Here is a 19,415-nt window from a genome sequence, read left to right on the forward strand (position 1 = left end):
ATCAGGGGGTTCTGGTACTGGGTGCCTTGGATCAGCCCCCAGTGGAGGCAGGTTGCGGGTGCGCAGTGTGAGCCGGCTGCCGATAGTCGGCCGATGACGCTTCCTGGGCGGACCGCGGTGCCGACTTCGACCGATGGGACGACCGGCTCATACGTCGTACGGCGTGGGCCGGTGGAGATCACGACGACGCCGCGGCCGGCCAGTTGGCCGGCGTACGTGATCGTGCCGGCGGTTGCGGCGCGGACGGGTTGTCCTGGTGAGCCGGAGAGGTCGACGCCGCGGTGGCCGGGGAGCCAGGGTTCGGCCGGCAGGTCGAACGCGCGTACGACGGCTGGTCGGGGTGTCAGCGGCCAGACGGCAGGATCGGCCGCGGCTGCGGCCGGAACGGCGGTCGCGGCGGACAATGCGAGTGGCCCAGCAGCCACGGCGAGCGGTGCCACCGCCCGAAATCCGGCAGGCCTGAACCGGGCCAGGATCGGACATCGTGGCAGGTCTGCAGGGGGGAGGGGAACGGTGTCCCGGGACAGCGGCGAGACGGCTCGGCGAAGACGTAGGGCGAAGCGGGCAGTGGGATCGGGGACGGGCAGATCGGGCCGGGGACGTCGGAAGGGGTTCATGGTTGGAATGTGCCGTGGAATCGGTTGCTCACGGCGGGTGAGTTCCGGGGCTGTGGACAACCCTGTGCCCGGTTCGCTTCCGCGGGGGTGGTCCCGTACACTGCCGGTGGCGTCCCATGCGAGTGGGACGACTACGCATGCCCGCACAAGAGCGCGTTCTCCTCGGTCCCGGCTGACGCCGGGATGAGTTCGTGCGACGGGCATCAGGAGTGGCGGGCCGCCCGGTCCGCCGCGAGCCAACCGAGTAGGCCCGGACAGGAACTGCGCCCCGGGCCGACAAAAGGCCCGGATGAGCGCCCGGGCCGACAGGAGGAAACACCCTCATGGCCGTCGTGACCATGAAGCAGCTCCTTGAGAGCGGCGTGCACTTCGGGCACCAGACCCGGCGCTGGAACCCGAAGATGAAGCGCTACATCCTCACCGAGCGCAACGGCATCTACATCATCGACCTGCAGCAGTCGCTGTCGTACATCGACCGCGCCTACGAGTTCGTCCGGAGCACTGTCGCCTCCGGCGGCTCGATCCTGTTCGTCGGGACCAAGAAGCAGGCCCAGGAAGCGATCGCCGAGCAGGCGACCCGGGTCGGCATGCCCTATGTGAACCAGCGCTGGCTGGGCGGCATGCTCACCAACTTCCAGACCGTCAACAAGCGGCTCCAGCGGCTCAAGGAGCTCGAGCTCATCGACTTCGACGACGTCGCAGGTTCGGGCGTCACGAAGAAGGAGCTGCTGCAGAAGCGGCGCGAGCACGACAAGCTGCTGAAGACCCTCGGCGGTATCCGCGACATGGCCCGAGTTCCGGCCGCCGTGTGGATCGTGGACACCAAGAAGGAGCACCTCGCCGTCGACGAGGCGCGCAAGCTGAAGCTGCCGATCATCGGCATCCTGGACACCAACTGCGACCCGGACGAGGTCGACTTCCCGATCCCGGGCAACGACGACGCGATCCGTTCGGTCGGCCTGCTGACCCGCGTGGTCGCCGACGCCGTCGCCGACGGCCTGATGGCCCGCTCGGGCCAGGGCGCCGCCGCGGCCGGTGAGGAGCTGGGCGCCGAGGAGCCGCTGGCCGCCTGGGAGCGGGAGCTGCTGGAGAGCCAGAACGGCACCGCCAAGACCGACGCGGTGGCCGAGCAGCCGCCGGTCGCCGAGTCCGGTGCGGTCGCGGAGACCGTCGCCAAGGCCGACGACACCCCGGTCGTGCCGGTCGACCCGGCCGAGGCGTCCGAGAAGTCCGACCAGGCCTGAGTGCCTGTGGCCGCCCGGCTCGCGCCGGGCGGCCGACCCGGACCGTACGGCCCACCGCAGACCGGCCGGAACGGGGTACCGGAGAACCACCGCGGTACACACCGGCCGGAACACCTCGCGGCCGGGCCGGGAAACCGCCCGCCGCAGTCCCCCAAGCTGACGCACCGACAAGACGAGAGAACGAGGAATGGCGAACTACACCGCCGCTGACGTGAAGAAGCTCCGCGACGCCACCGGCGCGGGCATGATGGACGCGAAGAAGGCGCTCGAGGCGACCGACGGCGACTTCGAGAAGGCGATCGAGGAGCTGCGCATCAAGGGCGCGGCCAAGGCCGCCAAGCGCGGCGCCGAGCGCTCCGCCACCAACGGCCTGGTGGCCGCGGCGGAGAACGCCCTGGTGCAGCTCAACTGCGAGACCGACTTCGTCGCGAAGAACGAGCAGTTCCAGCAGCTCGCCGCCGACATCGTCGCGCACGCCGCGGCGAGCAAGGTGGGCGACGTCGAGGGCCTGCTGAGCGAGAAGCTGGCCGACGGCAAAAGCGTCGCCGAGAACATCGAGGCGCTGGCCGCGGTCATCGGCGAGAAGCTCGAGCTCGGCCGGGTGGCCGTGTTCGACGGCAAGGTCGCGGCGTACATGCACAAGCGTGCCGCGGACCTGCCGGCCCAGGTCGGCGTCCTGGTCGAGTTCGAGGGTGACAACGTGGACGCCGCCCGCGGCGCCGCCATGCAGGCCGCCGCGATGCGCCCGCTGTACACCACCCGCGACGAGGTCCCGGCCGAGACGGTCGAGAACGAGAAGCGGATCGCCGAGGCGACCGCCCGCGAGGAGGGCAAGCCGGAGCAGGCGCTGCCGAAGATCGTCGAGGGCCGGGTGAACGGCTTCTTCAAGGAGGTCGTGCTGCTCGAGCAGCCGTCGGTCCAGGAGAGCAAGAAGACCGTCAAGGCCGTGCTCGACGAGGCCGGCGTGACCGTGAAGCGGTTCGCCCGCTTCGAGGTCGGCGCCTGACCTTCGAAGGACCTGCGGCACAGCAACGATCGAGGAGGCCGGAATCGTGACGGAAACCCTGGGTACCGAGACGAGTCCGGCCTCTTCGCCGTTCGCCCCGGCCTATCACCGGGTGCTGCTCAAGCTGTCGGGTGAGGTGTTCGGCGGCGGCAAGCTCGGCGTCGATCCCGACGTGGTGAATTCGATCGCCAAGCAGATCGCCGAGGTGGCCCGGGCCGGTGTTCAGGTCGCCGTGGTGGTCGGTGGCGGCAACTTCTTCCGCGGCGCCGAGCTGCAGCAGCGCGGGATGGAGCGCAACCGCGCCGACTACATGGGCATGCTCGGCACGGTGATGAACTGCCTGGCGTTGCAGGACTTCCTCGAGAAGCTCGGTATCGAGACCCGGGTGCAGACCGCGATCACGATGGGCCAGGTCGCCGAGCCCTACATCCCGCGCAAGGCGGAGCGGCACCTGGAGAAGGGCCGCGTGGTCATCTTCGGCGCCGGCTCCGGCATGCCGTACTTCTCCACCGACACGGTCGCCGCCCAGCGGGCGCTGGAGATCGGTGCCGAGGCCCTGCTGATGGGCAAGCAGGGGGTGGACGGGGTCTACGACTCCGACCCGAAGAAGAACCCGGACGCGGTGAAATTCGACCAGCTCTCGTACGACGACTTCCTCGCCCGCGGCCTGCGCGTCGCCGACGCCACCGCGATCAGCCTGGCCCGCGACAACGCGCTGCCGATCGTGATCTTCGGCCTGGAGGAGGGCAACATCGCCCGGGTCGTCCACGGCGAGAAGATCGGGACGGTCGTCTCACCCGGTCAGTGAGTACGGCGTACGCCGTACCGGAGGACCGGGATCGGCCCCGCGGCGGACAAGCACTAGGATCGGTCGACATACGGGCATGACGTCCGTTGTCTGGTAAACCTGCGTTCGTAGGTTGCTGTGTTGTTGGTTTGGGGAGGCCGCGCCGAGGCGGCCCTGAGGAAGCGAGGAATGTCGTGATCGACGAAGCTCTCCGCGAAGCCGAGCAGAAGATGGCGAAGGCCGTGGAATTCGCGAAGGACGACTTCGCCGCGATCCGCACCGGCCGGGCCCACCCGCAGATGTTCGCGGGCATCCTGGCCGACTACTACGGCAGCCCGACGCCGCTGCAGCAGCTGGCCGGTTTCCAGGTGCCGGAACCCCGCACGGTGCTGATCTCGCCGTACGACAAGGGCGCGATGGCGGCGATCGAGAAGGCGATCCGCGACTCCGACCTGGGCGTGAACCCGGGTAACGACGGCGCGGTGATCCGGGTGGTCATGCCGCAGCTGACCGAGGAGCGGCGCAAGGAGTACATCAAGGTCGCCAAGTCCAAGGCCGAGGAGGCCCGGGTCTCGGTGCGCAACATCCGCCGGCACGCCATGGACCAGGTGCACAAGACCGTCAAGGGCGGCGACGCGGGCGAGGACGAGGGCAAGAGTGCTGAGAAGCGGCTCGACGGGTTGACGAAGAAGTACGTCGACTCGATCGACGACCTGCTCAAGCACAAGGAAGCCGAACTGCTCGAGGTGTGATGGGCGTCGAGAGCACGCCCGCGCCGAGTCCCAGCCCGAGCCGCGCCGGCCGCAACCTGCCGGCGGCGATCGCGGTCGGGGTCGGCCTCGGCGCACTGATCCTCGGGTCGTTGTTCTGGCAGAAGGTGCTGTTCGCGTTCCTCGTGCTGGCGGTCGTGCTGCTGGCCGTCGACGAGATGATCAAGGCGCTGCGGACGGGCGGCGCGGTCATCCCGCGCATTCCGTTGTTCGTGGGTACGGCGGCGATGCTGGTCGCGGCGTACTTCGGCGGCCCGATGGCGCTGCTGGTCGCGATGGCGCTCACGGTGCTGGCGACGATCTTCTGGCGGATGCCGGGGGGCTCGGTCGGCTTCGTCCGCGACACCAGCGCCGGCGTGTTCCTGATCGGCTACGTCCCGTTGCTGGCCGGGTTCGCGATCCTGCTGGTCCAGCCGGAGGCGGACGGCCCGCAGCGGGTGCTGACGTTCTTCCTGGTCGTGGTCGCCAGCGATGTCGGCGGCTACGCCGCCGGTGTGCTGTTCGGCAAGCATCCGATGGCGCCGACCATCAGCCCGAAGAAGTCCTGGGAGGGCTTCGCGGGTTCGACGCTCGGCTGTATCGGCGCCGGCATAGGTTCGGTCGTCTGGCTGCTGGACGGGCACTGGTGGGCCGGTGCGATCATCGGTGCGGTCGCCGTGTGCACCGCGACCGTGGGCGATCTCGGCGAGTCGATGATCAAGCGCGACCTCGGCATCAAGGACATGTCCAACCTGCTGCCGGGTCACGGCGGCGTCATGGACCGGCTGGACTCCTTGCTGGCAACGGCTCCCGCGGTCTGGCTGCTGCTCCACCTGCTCGCCTGATGAGGACCTCATGACGATCGCGCCCGACGGCCGGCCGCTCGCCGGCAACGTCGTACGGCTGGACCGACTCGTTGCCGCCGACATCGAACCGCTGTTCGACGCGATCGCGCACGAGCAGGTGTACGAGTCCGGATTCGGCGGTGGTGTCGCCGGCCTCGCCGCGAACGCGGCGGAGATGGCCGAGCAGTGGGTGGAGTCGTCCGCCCAGCGGGTGGCCTACGTCGTCCGGCTGGTTGCCGACGGCACCGTCGTCGGTACGACGAGCCTCGGCGACGTCGACCTCGGCAACGAGTCGGTCCACCTCGGCTGGACCGGGTACGCGCCGGCGGTCTGGGGGACCGCGGTCAACCCGGAGTGCAAACTCCTGCTGCTGCGGCACGCGTTCGAGGACTGCGGCTTCGGCCGGGTGAAGATCCAGACCGGTACGGCGAACGCCCGGTCCCAGGCGGCGATCGCGAAGCTGGGCGCGACCCGGGAGGGCGTGCTGCGCCGGCACAAGCGGCTCGCAGACGGGTCGTTCCGCGACACCGTGGTGTTCTCGATCCTGGCCGACGAGTGGCCGGAGGTCCGCAAGCGGCTCGAGGACCGGCTCAGCTGACGGTGCTGCGTGTCCCGGCCAGCTCGGCGAGGGCAGCGTACGACGCGAGCAGGTCCGACCGGTCGTAGGTGCTTGTCGTCAGCAACACCTCGTCGGCGGCGGTGCGGCGTACCAGCCCGCCCAGCGCTTCGTCGACCTCCGAAGGGGCCCCGTAGATCTGGCCGCGCAGGGTCTGCTCGAAGAAGCCGCGCTCCTTCTCGGTCATGTCCCGGTCCTGCGCCGGCTCCAAGGGCGGAAAGACGCCGCGTGTGCGCGAGTACGCGCTGGACCACGCCTCAGGCAGTAGTAGCTGACGAGCCTGCTCTGTGGTCGCGGCAACCGCAGCAGTCACCGCCAGTACGACGTACGGCCGCGGGGCCCACGTGGACGGCTGGGACTCGCTGCGGTAGCGGTCCAGCAGCCGCAGCAGGTCCGACTCGGCTCTGACGCCGGCGATGACCAGGGGGAGACCCAGCGAGGCGGCCAGGAGTGCGCCTTCGCCGACAGCGAGGACGAAAGGCGGGACGCGGAGTCCCTCGCCTGGGCGGGCGTGGACCTGTGGATGGTTCTGCTGGGTCCCGTCGAAGTAGCCGAGGAGTTCTCGCACCTGGTCCGCGAAGTCCTCGGCGGCGTCCTTCTCGACGCCGAGTGCTCGGCGGATGCCGTTGGTGAAGCCGACCGACCGGCCCAGACCCATGTCGATGCGGCCAGGGAAGAGGGACTCGAGCACGCCGAACTGTTCGGCGACCACGAGCGGGCGGTGGTTCGGCAGCATCACGCCGCCGGTGCCGACCCGGATCCGCCTCGTGCCGGCTGCGACGGCCGCGGCCAGCACGGTCGGCGCTGATCCGGCTACTCCGGGGACGCTGTGGTGCTCCGAAACCCAGAAGCGTTCGTAGCCGAGCTCTTCCACCTGCTGCGCGAGCGCGACCGTCTGTCGCAGAGTCTCCGCCTCCGACTCGCCTATCCGGGTCCGCGAACGATCGAGCACGGACAGGGGCACACCGGCCAAGGCAGACATACGAGTTCCAACGGTCGGTCCGGGAAGCCCATTCCTTCGATCTGGACGGAACGGGTCGGCGATCAGGACGGCTGTGATCCTCCGCACGTCCTGGATGTGAATTTGTGAAAGGCGCCGGCGGCGGGCGACAATGGATCGGTTATGACTACCTCCCTTCCGCTGGTGTTCGACGAGCCACGCCGTGCCAAGAAGCCGCCGCGGCACCTGGCCGACCTGAGCGGCGAGGAGCGGCGTACGGCGGTCGCCGCGCTGGGGGAGCCCGCGTTCCGGGCCAAGCAACTGTCGAACCACTACTTCTCCCGGCTGGTGTCCGACCCGGCCGAGATGACCGACCTGCCGGCCGCGACCCGCGACAAGCTGGTCGCCGAGCTGATGCCGCCGCTGCTCACCCGGGTGCGCGACCTGGAGTGCGACAACGGGCAGACCCGCAAGACGCTGTGGAAGCTGCTCGACGGCTCGCTGGTCGAGTCCGTGCTGATGCGGTACCCGGACCGCGCCACCATGTGCGTGTCCTCGCAGGCCGGTTGCGGGATGGCGTGCCCGTTCTGCGCGACCGGCCAGGCCGGGCTGACCCGGAACATGACCACGGCGGAGATCGTCGAGCAGGTCGTCGACGGCGCCCGCGCGCTGGCCCGCGGTGAGATCGCCGGCGGTCCCGGCCGGGTCAGCAACATCGTGTTCATGGGCATGGGCGAGCCGATGGCGAACTACACGGCCGTGATCGGCGCCGTCCGGCGGTTCACGGACCCGTCGCCGGAGGGCCTCGGCATCTCCGCCCGGGGCGTCACCGTGTCGACCGTCGGGCTGGTGCCGCGGATCAACCAGCTCGCCACCGAGGGCATCCCGGTCACGCTCGCGCTGTCCCTGCACGCCCCGGACGACGAACTGCGCGACGAGCTCGTGCCGATCAACAACCGCTGGAAGGTCGACGAGGTGCTCGACGCGGCCTGGGCGTACGCGCAGCAGACCAAGCGCCGGGTGTCGATCGAGTACGCGATGATCCGCGACATCAACGACCACGCCTGGCGCGCGGACCTGCTGGCCGAGAAGCTGGCGGCCCGTGGCGACTGGGGCTGGGTGCACGTCAACCTGATCCCGCTGAACCCGACGCCGGGCTCCCAGTGGACCGCGTCCGACCCGGCCGACGAGCGGGAGTTCGTCCGCCGGCTGCAGGCCGGCGGCATCCCGACCACCGTCCGCGACACCCGCGGCCAGGAGATCGACGGCGCCTGCGGCCAGCTGGCCGCCACCAGTCGCTGAGGCCGATCAGCGGAGTGGGATGATCGGGAGGTGAAGATCCTCTCGATTCAGTCGGCTGTTGCCTATGGCCATGTGGGGAACTCGGCAGCAGTGTTTCCGCTGCAGCGCATCGGGGTCGAGGTGTTGCCGGTGTACACGGTGAACTTCTCGAATCACACCGGGTACGGGGCCTGGCGGGGGCCGTTGATCAGTCCGGACGACGTACGCGAGGTTCTGCTGGGGATCGAGGAGCGGGGAGTTCTGCCGCAGATCGACGTGGTGCTCTCCGGCTACCAGGGCGGCGAGGGGATCGCGGAGGTGATCCTCGAGACGGTGAAGCGGGTGAAGGCGGCCAATCCCGCGGCGGTGTACTCCTGCGACCCGGTGATGGGCAACGCGAAGTCCGGTTGCTTCGTCGCCCCGGCGATCCCTGTGCTCCTGCGCGACCGGGTCGTTCCGGCGGCGGACCTCATCACGCCCAACCAGTTCGAGCTGGGCTTTCTGACCGGCACGGAGCCGGACACGCTCGAGTCCACGCTGGCCTCGGTCGAGCTGGTCCGCGCGACCGGTCCGCGCACGGTGCTCGTCACCAGTGTCGAGCGGCCCGACCGCGAGGAGGGCACGATCGAGATGCTGGCCGTCGGGGACGGCGGTGCATGGCTCGTGCAGACGCCGTACATCCCGATGAAGGCGAACGGCTCGGGCGACGTGACGGCTGCCCTCTTCACTGCGCACCACCGCCGCACCGGTGATCTCGCGGAGGCGCTCGCCCACACGACCTCGAGCGTCTTCGAGCTGCTCTCGCGTACCCATGAGTCGGGGCAGCGCGAGTTGCAGCTGGTCGAGTCACAGGAGGCGTACGCACACCCGAAGCTGGAGTTCACTCCTCGCCAGGTCGTCTAGGCGCAACGCTGAACGCCGCAGTGGTCGGCAACCCGGCCGCCCGCGGGTTCTACCGTCGTGCCTTCCGGGAGGAAGACGTGGCTCCTCAGCTGATGAGGGTGGCGGCTTCTTCGATGGTGTCGACCAGGTGGATCGAGGCGGACATCGGGCGGTTGGCGGCCAGGGACTGGAGGAGGGGCCAGACCGGGAGGTTGACGGTCCAGTGATGGATGCCGACGAGGACGAGCGGGATCTGGGTGGCCTGGTCGCCGTAGTAGTTGGGGGTGGCGGCCTGGAAGATCTCCTGGACCGTGCCGGCCGCGCCGGGGAGGTAGAGGATGCCGCCGCGGGCGCGGCGCAGCAGGACGTCCTCGCGCTGGGCGTTGGAGAAGTACTTCGCGATCGACGACGCGAACACGTTCGGCGGCTCGTGACCGTAGAACCACGTCGGGATCGACACTCCACCGTCGCCCGGGAACTGACGCCGTACGTCGAGCCCTGCCGCGGCCCACGCGGCGACCGACGGACGGAACGACGGTACGGCGGCCAGTGCAGACAGCGCCGAGTCGAGCGCGGAGTCGTCGTACTCGGCCAGTGAGGCACCCAGATTGGCCGCTTCCATCGCTCCCGGACCGCCGCCGGTGACCACGGTATGACCGGCCCGGGCGAGCGTGCGGCCTAACAGCACGGCCGAGCGGTACGCCGTGCTGCCGCGAGCGACCCCGTGGCCACCCATGACCCCGATCCACGGCCTGTGGTCCGGCAGTTCGGTGAGCGCGTCGGCGATGGCGTGGTCGTGCAGGGCCGAGGCGAGAGTGCGGCTGGTGTCGCCCTTCTCGTCATGCTGCCGGGACCAGGCGTAGATCTTGGCGTCCGGGGTCGCGTCGTACCCGCTCTCGAGGCCGGCGAAGAGCTCGTCGGCGTCGTACAGCTCGCCGCGGTAGGCGTCGAAGGGCAGGGCCGGGATCGTGGGGAAGACCAGGCCGCCGCCGGCGCGGATCCAGGCCTCCGCCTTCTCGTCCAGAACGCAGCCGAGGAACAGCGAGCCCCGCGGATCCATGCCCAGGAGATCCGCCGTCCGGCCGGAGAGGTCGACGGACTGGATCCGCCAGCCCTCCATCGTCACGGCCCCGGCGGCCACGACCCGGTCGAAGTGGGCGAGCGACTCGATGTCGACGTGCGGAATGCTCGGCAGTGTCACGAGCAGCACCCTAACGGCCCGGAACGCACCCCGAACGGACCCTGAACCGAGTTCGCAGTCCTCCGGCATTTCACCGGCCCCGGCTATGAGGAGGCGGTGCGATGAGGTAATGCTTGGGGCATGACACATGCGGAGCTCTGGGAGCGTCACAAGGCCGTCATGCCGGACTGGCTCGCGTTGTACTACGAGGAGCCGATCGAGATCGTGCGGGGGTCCGGCCGCCGGGTCACCGACGGCGAGGGGAACACCTACCTCGACTTCTTCGCCGGCATCCTGACCAACGCGATCGGCTACGACATCGCGGAGATCTCCGACGCGGTGCGCGAGCAACTGGCCACCGGGATCGCGCACACCTCGACCGTGTACCTGATCCGCAAGCAGATCGAGCTGGCCGAGCAGATCGCCGAGCTGTCCGGGATCCCGGACGCCAAGGTGTTCTTCGCGAACTCCGGGACCGAGGCGAACGAGGCGGCCATGCTGCTCGCCACCCAGAACCGCCGGTCCAACCAGGTGCTGGCGATGCGGAACTCGTACCACGGCCGCGGCTTCGGCACGGTCGCGATCACGGGCAACCGCGGCTGGTCGGCGAGCAGCCTGTCGCCGGTGAACGTGCAGTACGTGCAGGGTGCGTACCGGTACCGCAGCCCGTTCCGCGACCTGCCCGACGCCGAGTACATCAAGGTGTGCGTCGACGACCTGCGCAACGTCATCGAGACCACCACCGCGGGCGACGTCGCCTGCTTGATCGTCGAGCCGATCCAGGGCGTCGGCGGGTTCTCGTCACCGCCCGACGGTCTGTACGGCGCCTTCAAGAAGGTCCTGGACGAGTACGGGATCCTGCTGATCGCCGACGAGGTGCAGACTGGCTGGGGTCGCACCGGCGAGCACTTCTGGGGGATCCAGGCACACGACGTCGTGCCGGACGCGATGACGTTCGCCAAGGGCCTGGGCAACGGGTTCGCGATCGGTGGCGTGGTTGCCCGGCCGGACCTGATGGACAGCCTGAGCGCGAACTCGCTGTCCACCTTCGGCGGCAACCCGATCTCCACCAGCGCCGCCAAGGCGACCATCGACTACCTGCTCGACAGGGACCTGCAGGCGAACGCCGCCAAGCGCGGCGCCCAGCTGGCCGACGGACTGCGCGGGATCTCCGAGGAGTTCCCCGAGCTCGGCGACGTCCGCGGCAAGGGCCTGATGCTGGCGGCCGAGATCGTCAGACCCGACGACAACAGCCCGGACCCGGCCACCACCGCGAGACTCCAGCAGGAGACCAAGAACCGCGGCCTCCTCGTCGGCAAGGGCGGCCTCTACGGCAACGTGCTGCGGATGGCCCCGCCGATGACCCTTACCGAAGCCGAGACCACCGAGGCTCTCGACATCATCCGCGACTCCTTCAACACCCTGCGCTGAGCACAACGCCGGGCCGGTCGCCCGCCGGCCCGGCGTCGTTCAGCTCAGGTGCAGCTCCGACAGGCAAACCAGCCGAGCTCCTCGCGGTGATCTCCCACCTGATCATCTCGCTTACTGTCAGTAGCCACCTGACAGCAAGGGTCGTCAGTGCTGCAGCAAGAGGAACGGGTCCCGGGAGTGGCTCCCGGGACCCGTTGACGGCCTACGTGCTCAGTTGCCCGGGCCGGGCGTTCCGTCCGGTGCGGCGGCGTCGGCGGTGACGCCGACGGCCACGGCGCCGCCGACGGCGGACCGGTCGACCTGCTCGGGCGCGAGCGGACCGCCGGCGGACCGGCCGCGGCGGCGCATCAGGGCCTCGACCCGGTGGGCCAGCACCCCGAGGAAGTAGTTCACGATCACGAAGATCGCGGCCACCACGATCAGGGCCGGCAGCAGGTTCGACTTGTAGTTGCCGATCTGCTCCGCCTTCCGCAGCAGTTCCTCGTACGTGATGATGTAGCCCAGTGCGGTGTCCTTCAGGATCACGACCAGCTGGCCGACGATGGCCGGCAGCATCGCCGTGATTGCCTGCGGCAACAGGATCAGCTGCATCGCCTTGCCGTTGGTGAGGCCGATCGCCATCGCCGCCTCGCCCTGCCCCTTCGGCAGCGCGTACACGCCGGAGCGGACGAGCTCGGCGACGACCGAACCGTTGTAGAACATCAGGCCGGTGATCACCGCGGCCAGCGGCAGCCGCTCGGACGGGAACAGGTTGTAGTAGCCGAACAGCGCGTAGCTGAACAGCATCATCATCAGCACCGGAACGGCGCGGAAGAACTCGACGACGATGCTGCACGGCCACCGGATCCAGGCCGATGAGGACAGCCGCCCGACACCGAGCAGGATGCCGAGCGTCAGCGCCAGGACGACCGAGATCGCGGCCGCGGTCAGCGTTCCGATCAGGCCGGGGATCAGGTACTCGGTCCAGATCTCGCCGGTGAGGAACGGCTCCCACTTGGCCGCGGTCAGCTGACCCTTCTCGTTCAGCTTGTCGACCACGAACCACAGGATCAGCAGCAGAACGGCGACACTCGCGACGCCGACGACGGCGTACGTCCGTTTGGCCCGTGGACCGGGGGCGTCGAACAGAACGCTGCTGCCGCTCATCGCTTCACCGCCAGGCGCTTGGACAACGAGGTGAACAGGATGCCGACCGGCAGTGTCAGGATGACGAAGCCGAGGGCGAAGATGCCGAACACCACGAAGATCACGTCCGGACGGTTCTCCATCATCACCTTCATCACCGCGGAGGCCTCCGTCACGCCGATCACCGAAGCGACGGTGGAGTTCTTGGTCAACGCGATCAGCACGTTGCCCAGCGGCGCGACAGCACCGCGGAACGCCTGCGGAAGGACGACGTACCGCAGTGTTTTCAGGAACGGCAGCCCGATCGCGCGGGCGGCCTCGGCCTGGCCGAGCGGCACGGTGTTGACGCCGCTACGGATCGCCTCGGCGACGAAGGCCGCGTGGTACACCGACAGGCCGAGGACTGCGAGCCGGAAGTTGTTGTCGTCGATCGAGGTCGGTGAGTTCGGGTCCGCCAGCTGGATGCCCAGCTGCAGGAACAGGCCGAGGTTGCAGAACACGATCACCAGGGTCAGTGGCGTGTTCCGGACGATGTTGACGTACGCGCTGCCCATCGACCGCAGGACCCGGACCGGCGAGACCCGCATGACCGCCACCACCGTGCCGATCAGCAGTGCCAGCAGCGCCGACAGCAGCGTCAGGTAGATGGTGGTCTTGAAGGCTCCGAGACCGTCGTACTCGGAGAAGAACTCGGAGATCACATCCATGGTGCTCCCGCAGGGGATCGAGGTCGAGACCCAGTCGTGGGGAGGAACCGGTGCCGGCTCCTCCCCACGGGCACTTCAGGTCAGGCGCAGGCGTCGAAGGTCTTCGGCGGGTTGGTCGCCGGGTCGAGCTTCAGGCCGGCGGTTCCGAGGTTCTTGTCGAAGGCCTTCTGCCACTCACCGGAGTCGACCATCTTCTTCAGCGCGTCGTTGACCTTGGTGCAGGTCTCCGTGTCGCCCTTCTTCAGGCCGACGCCGTAGCGCTCGGTGGAGAAGGTCTTGCCGACCACCTTGAACTTGCCCTCGTTCGCGCTCTGCGCGGCGAACCCGGCCAGGATCGTGTTGTCGGTGGTGACGGCGTCGATCGCGCCCGAGCTCAGCGCCTCGACACACTTGGAGTAGGTGTCGTACTCCTGCAGCTGGACGGTCTTGGCGAACTGGTCCTTGACCTTCTGGGCCGAGGTCGAACCGGTCACCGAGCACAGCTTCTTGCCGTTCAGGGCCTCCGGTCCGGTGATGTCGCCGTTGTCGGCCTTGACCAGCAGGTCCTGGCCGGCGACCAGGTACGGGCCGGCGAAGGACACCTTCTCCTTGCGGGTGTCGGTGATCGAGTAGGTCGCGAAGATCATCTTGACCTGCCCGTTGCCGAGCAGGCTCTCGCGCTGAGCCGACGGGGACTCCTTGAACTCGACGTTGCCCTCTTCGTAGCCGAGCTCCTTGGCGACGTACTTCGCGACGTCGACGTCCATGCCGGTGTAGTTCGAGCCTTCCTTCAGGCCGAGACCCGGCTGGTCGTACTTGATGCCGACCACGAGCTTGTCGCCGCCGGCGGTGCCGCCGCCGGCGTCGGTCTCGTCGCCGCAGGCCGTCAGGCCGGTCGCGGCCAGGACCGTGATGCCGAGGGCAGCGATGATTCGCTGTCGCATGTTCTTTCCTCCGTTGTTCGGTACTGCGCTGTGACGGCGAGGGCGGTCAGTGGGTGAGGATCTTCGACAGGAAGTCCTGGGCCCGCTTGGTCTGCGGATCGGTGAAGAACTTCTCCGGCTCGGCCTCTTCGACGATCTGGCCGTCGGCCATGAACACGACCCGGTTGGCCGCCCGCCGGGCGAAGCCCATCTCGTGGGTCACCACGATCATCGTCATGCTCTGGCCGGCCAGGTCGACCATCACGTCGAGAACCTCTTTGATCATCTCCGGGTCCAGCGCCGACGTCGGCTCGTCGAAGAGCATGACCTTCGGGTCCATCGCCAGCGCCCGGGCGATGGCCACGCGCTGCTGCTGGCCGCCGGACAGTTGCGCCGGGTACTTCTCGGCCTGGGCGCCGACCCCGACCCGGTCCAGCAGGGCCCGGGCCTTCTGCTCGGCCTCGGACTTGCCCAGGCCGCGCACCTTCGTCGGCCCGAGCGTGACGTTCTGCAGGATCGTCTTGTGCGCGAACAGGTTGAAGGCCTGGAACACCATCCCGACGTCGGCGCGCAGCCGGGCCAGCCGCTTGCCCTCGCTCGGCAAGGGCTGTCCGTCGAGGGTGATGCTGCCGGAGTCGATCGGCTCCAGGCGGTTGATCGCGCGGCAGAGCGTGGACTTGCCGGACCCGGACGGGCCGATCACCACGACGACCTCGCCCTTGGCGATGGACAGGTTGATGTCCTTCAGGACGTGCAGGTCACCGAAGTGCTTGTTGACGTCGGTCAGGGCCACCAGACCGGCCGCCTTCTCGGTGTCTGGCGTCAGGGTGCCGGAATCGCTCATGGCCAGAACCTAGCGGAGGCTGGGGTGCCGTCGCAGCGCTGGGCGGTTCCACGGTGGTAACGATCTGCAATAGACCAGCAGGCTGTGACGAGGCGGTCACAGCGTGCTGGGCGGAGCCGGTCCCAGGTGGGGGAATGTCCACCGTGGCACGTACTCTAGGTGGCTGTCATGCGTACTTACGAGGTCCGCACCTACGGGTGCCAGATGAACGTCCACGACTCCGAGCGGCTGCGCGGGCTGCTGGAGGACGCGGGCTACGTCCGCGCGCCCGAGGGCGACCAGGCCGACGTGGTCGTGTTCAACACCTGCGCTGTCCGGGAGAACGCCGACAACAAGTTGTACGGCAACCTCGGCCACCTCGCGCCGGTGAAGGCGAAGACGCCGGGCATGCAGATCGCCGTCGGCGGTTGCCTGGCGCAGAAGGACAAGGCGTCGATCACCAAGAAGGCGCCCTGGGTCGACGTCGTCTTCGGCACGCACAACATCGGTTCGCTGCCGGTCCTGCTGGAGCGGGCCCGGGTGCAGGAGGAGTCGCAGGTCGAGATCCTCGAGTCGCTCGAGGTGTTCCCGTCCACCCTGCCCACCCGGCGCGAATCGCCGTACTCGGCCTGGGTGTCGATCAGTGTCGGCTGCAACAACACCTGCACGTTCTGCATCGTCCCGTCGCTGCGTGGCCGCGAGAAGGACCGCCGTCCGGGCGACGTACTGGCCGAGGTCGAAGCGCTGGTCGCCGAGGGCGTGCTCGAGGTGACCCTGCTCGGTCAGAACGTGAACTCGTACGGCGTGGAGTTCGGTGACCGCTACGCCTTCGGCAAGTTGCTCCGCGCCTGCGGCTCGATCGACGGGCTGGAGCGAGTCCGGTTCACCTCGCCGCATCCGCGGGATTTCACCGCGGACGTGATCGAGGCGATGGCCGAGACGCCGAACGTGATGCCCTCGCTGCACATGCCGCTGCAGTCCGGGTCGGACCGGGTGCTGAAGGCGATGCGGCGTTCGTACCGGCGCGACCGGTACCTGAAGATCATCGAGGACGTGCGCGCGGCGATGCCGGACGCGGCGATCACCACCGACATCATCGTCGGCTTCCCGGGCGAGACCGAGGAGGACTTCCAGGGCACGCTCGACGTGGTCCGGCAGGCACGCTTCGCCGGCGCCTTCACCTTCCAGTACTCCAAGCGTCCCGGGACGCCGGCGGAGTCGATGGACGACCAGGTCCCGCGCGACGTCGTCCAGGACCGGTACGAGCGCCTGGTCGCCTTGCAGGACGAGATGGCCTGGGAGGAGAACAAGAAGATCGTCGGGCGGTCGCTCGAGGTGCTCGTGGCCGAGGGGGAGGGGCGCAAGGACGCCGCCACCCACCGGCTCAGCGGGCGCGCTCGCGACAACCGGCTCGTGCATTTCGCGCTCCCCGGGGGTGTCGAGGCGCCGCGACCGGGTGACGTGGCAACGGTCGAGGTCACGTACGGCGCTCCGCACCACCTGGTCGCGGATGTCTTCGGTTCGGTCCGGCGGACGCGCGCCGGTGACGCGTGGGAGCGGGCGCAGGAGAGCCCGCCTGACGCGGGCACGCCGGGCGTGATGCTGGGGATGCCGACGATCGGCGCCAAGCCGCTGGAGCCGGCGGTCGGCGGCTGCCAGATCGGGTGACCGGCGAGCCTGCCGTCAGCCGCGGGCCTGCCGGCGGCGAGGGGTCGGCTGGCCGCGACGGCCCGGGTGATGCCCGGCCCGCCCACGAGCAGGTCTCGTCGTCAGCCGCGCGACCTGATTCGGAAGTCCTTCCGCCGGGTGCCGAGCCGTTCGCGGCCGGGCGGGACGCGGACGTCTACGCCCTCGACGACTCGTGGGTGTTGCGGCGCTATCGCAACGGTCACCCGGTGCGGGACGAGGCGGACATCATGCGCCACGTCGCCCAGTACGACTACCCGGTGCCGGCCGTCCGCGAGGTCTCCGGTGCGGACATGGTGATCGAGCGACTGGACGGCCCGACCCTTGGCGACGCGGCGATCGCCGGGCAGGTGAGCGCGGCCGAGGTGGGCGAGATCCACGCCGACCTGCACCGCCGCCTGCAGGCGATCCCGGCGCCGAGCGGTACGCCGGGTCTGGTCGTCGTCCACGGGGATCTTCACCCGCTGAACGTGATCGCGACCGCCGACGGACCGGTCGTCATCGACTGGCGCAACGCCGTCGAGGGCACCGCGGCGTTCGACGTCGCGATGACCGCGATCATCTTCGCGCAGGTCGCACTCGACCCGTCCTTCGACGCCTTGAGCCCGCTGCTGCGGGAGGCGCTCGGCGCCTACCTCGCCGACACCATCGACCCCAGGCCCGGCCTTCCGGACGCGCTGGCCGAGCGCGGACGCAACGTCACCCTGACACTGGAGGAGTTGGCGCTGCTGCCCGCGCAGGACGAGCTGATCCGGTCGTATCTCTAGGCGTTCAGGAACTGGGCCGGCTCGAGCGCGCGGGTGACGATCCGCAGTTCGCCGAGGTGGCCGGCGAAGGCCTGCTCGATCACGTTGTCGTAGTGGTTCGCGCCGACGAGCCACGGTTTGCCCGCCGTGGCGAGCCCGTTCGACGGAGTCGACGGATTGCGGAGCAGCGGCGAGGCGTCGACGTACAGGGTGGAGTGCCGGGCGTCGTTGACGACCGCGAGGTGGAACCAGTGGCCGGCGAGTTGCTCGTGGCCCCAGTTGGTGAACGTGTCGTTGCGGTCGACCGGGTACACCGCCCACTGCAGCTGACGGCCGCCGGAGAAGCCGAGGTTGACGACCGGTTCGGACGGATCGCTGCCGGTCTTGCCCGCGTCCGCGCCGGTGCCCATCCGGCTGAGCAGTCCCTGCCAGGCGTGGTCGGCGCCGTCGTCGGTCAGCTTGACGAACGCCTCGATCGTGTAGCCCTTGGTGAATGTCATCGCGTTGAGTGGCGCGTCGTCCGCCGTACGCAGGTAGCCGCCGCGGGCCGGCTTCTTGCCGCCGGCGAACAGCCAGCTCGCGTGCCCGGGCTGATCCGGGTGGAACTCGGGGGACGCGGTGATCCCGTTGCTGGTCAGGTCCACGCGGGTCAGATGGTTGCCCTGACCCGAGTGGTCGGTCACCTGGTCCGCGAGCGGCCCGTCGAACCGCCAGTACGCCACCGTGCCCGGGACGACGAGCTGCCGCGCCGGCCGCGCCGGGCGGACCGGGATCGGGGCGAATCCCGCGAATCTCTGGTCGAAGTCCAGCGGGACGCTGAACCGGTTCGTGTCGTCGGTGAGCTCGATCTCGCCCTCGGCCAGCTGGCTGCGCCGGGCCGGGTCCTGGCCGATGATCCAGGGCGCGATCGTCTCGACGTCGATCGTGTTCCGGGCCAGGTCGAAGTGGTACAGCCGGATCATCGCCGAACCGCCGTAGTACCGGTCCTGGTAGTTGGTCAGGTGCAGGTGCACGTCGTTGCCGGCGGCATTCGTCCGGGTCACCCGGCCGGGCGGCCAGAAGTGCCCGTTCAGGGTGAGGAAGATCTGGTCGTTGCCGTCGATCAGCTGGTCCCAGACCCGGTTGCCGTGGTCGGTGAAGTACGCGGTCGGGTTGCCGTGGTCGGCGTTCACCAGCTCGTGGGTGGTCAGGATGACCGGCAGTCGCGGGTGCGCCGCGATCACCCCGCGGGCCCAGGCGAGACTCGCGTCCGACGGTCGCCAGTCCATTGCCAGCAGCAACCACTGCCGCCCGGCCGCGCGGAACACGTGGTAGCTGTTGTACTTGTTCGGCGTGGAACCGCCGTACGTCGCCATCCGCGTGAACCGCTGCGGTCCGAACGTCCGCAGGTACGCCGAGTCGCCGCGGGTGTCGTCCTTCGACGCGTCGATGTCGTGGTTGCCGGCCAGGACAGAGTACGGCATCCGGGCCCGGTCGAGGATCCTGAACACCGCGTCGGCCTGGGCGAACTCGGACGGCTGCGCGTTCTCCACCACGTCGCCGAGGTGCGCGACGAACACGAGGTTCTCGGCTGAGCGATGGTCGATCAGGTACTCGAAGCTCGCGACGAGCGGCGCCGAGTCGCCGCGGTCCAGGTCGAAGAGGTACTGCGTGTCCGGTACGACGGCGAGCGTGAAGCGCGGGTGCTCGGTGTCGACGCGTCCCCGGCCTGCCGTCGCGGCCGCAGCGCTGTCGGTGCTGAGAACGCCGGGCGCGATCACCGCCCCGGCGCCGAGGGCCCCTGCCTGCAACAGCCGCCGCCGGCTGGTCCCGTCGTACCGCTCGTTCATTCCGCCTCCAGAGTTCGCT

At 69.2% G+C, this 19,415-nt stretch carries 19 protein-coding genes; 11 read left to right on the forward strand and 8 right to left on the reverse strand.

Features of this window, described 5'->3' with window-relative positions; all coding sequences use genetic code 11:
* On the reverse strand, positions 1–440 hold a 440-nt coding region (locus E1218_RS16350), incomplete at its 3' end, for a murein hydrolase activator EnvC family protein (protein ID WP_233712266.1).
* A 500-nt stretch (positions 441–940) separates the two neighbouring features.
* On the opposite strand from E1218_RS16350, the gene rpsB reads away from it, so the two are divergent.
* The 6 genes from rpsB (at position 941) to E1218_RS16380 (ending at position 5,846) form a co-directional block, all read left to right on the forward strand.
* Positions 941–1,861, forward strand: coding sequence for a 30S ribosomal protein S2 (gene rpsB, locus E1218_RS16355; RefSeq protein ID WP_132320958.1), 921 nt, complete (start codon positions 941–943; stop codon positions 1,859–1,861).
* Positions 1,862–2,048: 187 nt separating this feature from the next.
* A complete protein-coding gene (gene tsf / locus E1218_RS16360) occupies positions 2,049–2,867 on the forward strand; it encodes a translation elongation factor Ts (protein ID WP_132320960.1) in 819 nt (272 codons plus the stop codon).
* Positions 2,868–2,913: 46 nt separating this feature from the next.
* Positions 2,914–3,675, forward strand: a complete 762-nt coding sequence (pyrH, locus tag E1218_RS16365; protein ID WP_233712267.1) for a UMP kinase — start codon at positions 2,914–2,916, stop codon at positions 3,673–3,675.
* Between the two features lie 176 nt (positions 3,676–3,851).
* Positions 3,852–4,406 (forward strand): ribosome recycling factor, encoded by a 555-nt coding sequence (gene frr / locus E1218_RS16370; RefSeq protein WP_233712270.1) that lies wholly within the window; start codon positions 3,852–3,854, stop codon positions 4,404–4,406.
* Entirely contained in the window at positions 4,406–5,248 is an 843-nt protein-coding gene (locus tag E1218_RS16375) for a phosphatidate cytidylyltransferase (RefSeq protein WP_132320964.1), read from the forward strand. The genes frr and E1218_RS16375 overlap by 1 nt, the downstream gene beginning before the upstream one ends.
* A gap of 10 nt (positions 5,249–5,258) precedes the next feature.
* The gene (locus E1218_RS16380) at positions 5,259–5,846 is read left to right on the forward strand and encodes a GNAT family N-acetyltransferase (RefSeq protein WP_132320966.1); all 588 of its coding nucleotides are present in this window, start codon (positions 5,259–5,261) and stop codon (positions 5,844–5,846) included.
* On the opposite strand, the gene E1218_RS16385 is transcribed toward E1218_RS16380, so the two are convergent.
* The gene (locus E1218_RS16385; protein WP_132320968.1) at positions 5,839–6,846 is read right to left on the reverse strand and encodes an LLM class flavin-dependent oxidoreductase; all 1,008 of its coding nucleotides are present in this window, start codon (positions 6,844–6,846) and stop codon (positions 5,839–5,841) included. The genes E1218_RS16380 and E1218_RS16385 overlap by 8 nt on opposite strands.
* Positions 6,847–6,987: 141 nt before the next feature.
* Here E1218_RS16385 and rlmN point away from each other — a divergent pair, with 141 nt between their 5' ends.
* Positions 6,988–8,106: a 23S rRNA (adenine(2503)-C(2))-methyltransferase RlmN gene (rlmN, locus tag E1218_RS16390; protein WP_132320969.1), complete on the forward strand. Its 1,119-nt coding sequence runs from the start codon at positions 6,988–6,990 to the stop codon at positions 8,104–8,106.
* A gap of 30 nt (positions 8,107–8,136) precedes the next feature.
* Positions 8,137–8,988 (forward strand): pyridoxal kinase PdxY, encoded by an 852-nt coding sequence (gene pdxY, locus E1218_RS16395; protein WP_132320971.1) that lies wholly within the window; start codon positions 8,137–8,139, stop codon positions 8,986–8,988.
* A gap of 85 nt (positions 8,989–9,073) precedes the next feature.
* Here the strand turns inward: pdxY and E1218_RS16400 are convergent, their stop codons facing one another.
* Positions 9,074–10,168 (reverse strand): LOG family protein, encoded by a 1,095-nt coding sequence (locus tag E1218_RS16400; protein ID WP_132320973.1) that lies wholly within the window; start codon positions 10,166–10,168, stop codon positions 9,074–9,076.
* A gap of 120 nt (positions 10,169–10,288) precedes the next feature.
* Here E1218_RS16400 and E1218_RS16405 point away from each other — a divergent pair, with 120 nt between their 5' ends.
* On the forward strand, positions 10,289–11,578 hold the full coding sequence (locus E1218_RS16405; RefSeq protein ID WP_132320975.1) for an aspartate aminotransferase family protein: 1,290 nt from the start codon (positions 10,289–10,291) through the stop codon (positions 11,576–11,578).
* Positions 11,579–11,788: 210 nt separating this feature from the next.
* On the opposite strand, the gene E1218_RS16410 is transcribed toward E1218_RS16405, so the two are convergent.
* The 4 genes from E1218_RS16410 to E1218_RS16425 all read right to left on the reverse strand — a co-directional run bounded on the left by E1218_RS16410 (position 11,789) and on the right by E1218_RS16425 (position 15,156).
* The gene (locus E1218_RS16410) at positions 11,789–12,724 is read right to left on the reverse strand and encodes an amino acid ABC transporter permease (RefSeq protein WP_132320977.1); all 936 of its coding nucleotides are present in this window, start codon (positions 12,722–12,724) and stop codon (positions 11,789–11,791) included.
* Positions 12,721–13,410 (reverse strand): amino acid ABC transporter permease, encoded by a 690-nt coding sequence (locus E1218_RS16415; RefSeq protein WP_132320979.1) that lies wholly within the window; start codon positions 13,408–13,410, stop codon positions 12,721–12,723. The genes E1218_RS16410 and E1218_RS16415 overlap by 4 nt, the downstream gene beginning before the upstream one ends.
* Positions 13,411–13,490: 80 nt before the next feature.
* Positions 13,491–14,333 carry a glutamate ABC transporter substrate-binding protein gene (locus tag E1218_RS16420; RefSeq protein WP_132320981.1) on the reverse strand — a complete coding sequence of 281 codons (843 nt, stop codon included), beginning with the start codon at positions 14,331–14,333 and terminating at the stop codon, positions 13,491–13,493.
* A 46-nt stretch (positions 14,334–14,379) separates the two neighbouring features.
* Entirely contained in the window at positions 14,380–15,156 is a 777-nt protein-coding gene (locus E1218_RS16425; RefSeq protein ID WP_132320983.1) for an amino acid ABC transporter ATP-binding protein, read from the reverse strand.
* 168 nt (positions 15,157–15,324) lie between these two features.
* On the opposite strand from E1218_RS16425, the gene miaB reads away from it, so the two are divergent.
* Together miaB and E1218_RS16435 are read left to right on the forward strand one after the other, a co-directional pair.
* A complete protein-coding gene (gene miaB / locus E1218_RS16430; RefSeq protein WP_132320985.1) occupies positions 15,325–16,803 on the forward strand; it encodes a tRNA (N6-isopentenyl adenosine(37)-C2)-methylthiotransferase MiaB in 1,479 nt (492 codons plus the stop codon).
* Positions 16,800–17,588 carry a phosphotransferase gene (locus E1218_RS16435; RefSeq protein ID WP_132320987.1) on the forward strand — a complete coding sequence of 263 codons (789 nt, stop codon included), beginning with the start codon at positions 16,800–16,802 and terminating at the stop codon, positions 17,586–17,588. Before miaB ends, E1218_RS16435 begins: the two co-directional genes overlap by 4 nt.
* On the opposite strand, the gene E1218_RS16440 is transcribed toward E1218_RS16435, so the two are convergent.
* Positions 17,585–19,396: a LamG-like jellyroll fold domain-containing protein gene (locus E1218_RS16440; protein WP_132320989.1), complete on the reverse strand. Its 1,812-nt coding sequence runs from the start codon at positions 19,394–19,396 to the stop codon at positions 17,585–17,587. The genes E1218_RS16435 and E1218_RS16440 overlap by 4 nt on opposite strands.
* Positions 19,397–19,415 lie beyond the last annotated feature (19 nt).

It is taken from the genome of Kribbella turkmenica (assembly GCF_004348725.1).
GTDB lineage: Bacteria > Actinomycetota > Actinomycetes > Propionibacteriales > Kribbellaceae > Kribbella > Kribbella turkmenica.

What these genes read in the sequence shown, in the direction of transcription:
- E1218_RS16385 (WP_132320968.1), bottom strand. Translation starts at nt 6,846, where the DNA reads ATGTCTGCCTTGGCCGGTGTGCCCCTGTCCGTGCTCGATCGTTCGCGG.
- E1218_RS16380 (WP_132320966.1), top strand. Translation starts at nt 5,259, where the DNA reads ATGACGATCGCGCCCGACGGCCGGCCGCTCGCCGGCAACGTCGTACGG.
- tsf (WP_132320960.1), top strand. Translation starts at nt 2,049, where the DNA reads ATGGCGAACTACACCGCCGCTGACGTGAAGAAGCTCCGCGACGCCACC.
- E1218_RS16425 (WP_132320983.1), bottom strand. Translation starts at nt 15,156, where the DNA reads ATGAGCGATTCCGGCACCCTGACGCCAGACACCGAGAAGGCGGCCGGT.
- E1218_RS16440 (WP_132320989.1), bottom strand. Translation starts at nt 19,396, where the DNA reads ATGAACGAGCGGTACGACGGGACCAGCCGGCGGCGGCTGTTGCAGGCA.
- E1218_RS16410 (WP_132320977.1), bottom strand. Translation starts at nt 12,724, where the DNA reads ATGAGCGGCAGCAGCGTTCTGTTCGACGCCCCCGGTCCACGGGCCAAA.
- miaB (WP_132320985.1), top strand. Translation starts at nt 15,325, where the DNA reads ATGCGTACTTACGAGGTCCGCACCTACGGGTGCCAGATGAACGTCCAC.
- E1218_RS16375 (WP_132320964.1), top strand. Translation starts at nt 4,406, where the DNA reads ATGGGCGTCGAGAGCACGCCCGCGCCGAGTCCCAGCCCGAGCCGCGCC.
- E1218_RS16415 (WP_132320979.1), bottom strand. Translation starts at nt 13,410, where the DNA reads ATGGATGTGATCTCCGAGTTCTTCTCCGAGTACGACGGTCTCGGAGCC.
- rlmN (WP_132320969.1), top strand. Translation starts at nt 6,988, where the DNA reads ATGACTACCTCCCTTCCGCTGGTGTTCGACGAGCCACGCCGTGCCAAG.
- E1218_RS16420 (WP_132320981.1), bottom strand. Translation starts at nt 14,333, where the DNA reads ATGCGACAGCGAATCATCGCTGCCCTCGGCATCACGGTCCTGGCCGCG.
- E1218_RS16405 (WP_132320975.1), top strand. Translation starts at nt 10,289, where the DNA reads ATGACACATGCGGAGCTCTGGGAGCGTCACAAGGCCGTCATGCCGGAC.
- rpsB (WP_132320958.1), top strand. Translation starts at nt 941, where the DNA reads ATGGCCGTCGTGACCATGAAGCAGCTCCTTGAGAGCGGCGTGCACTTC.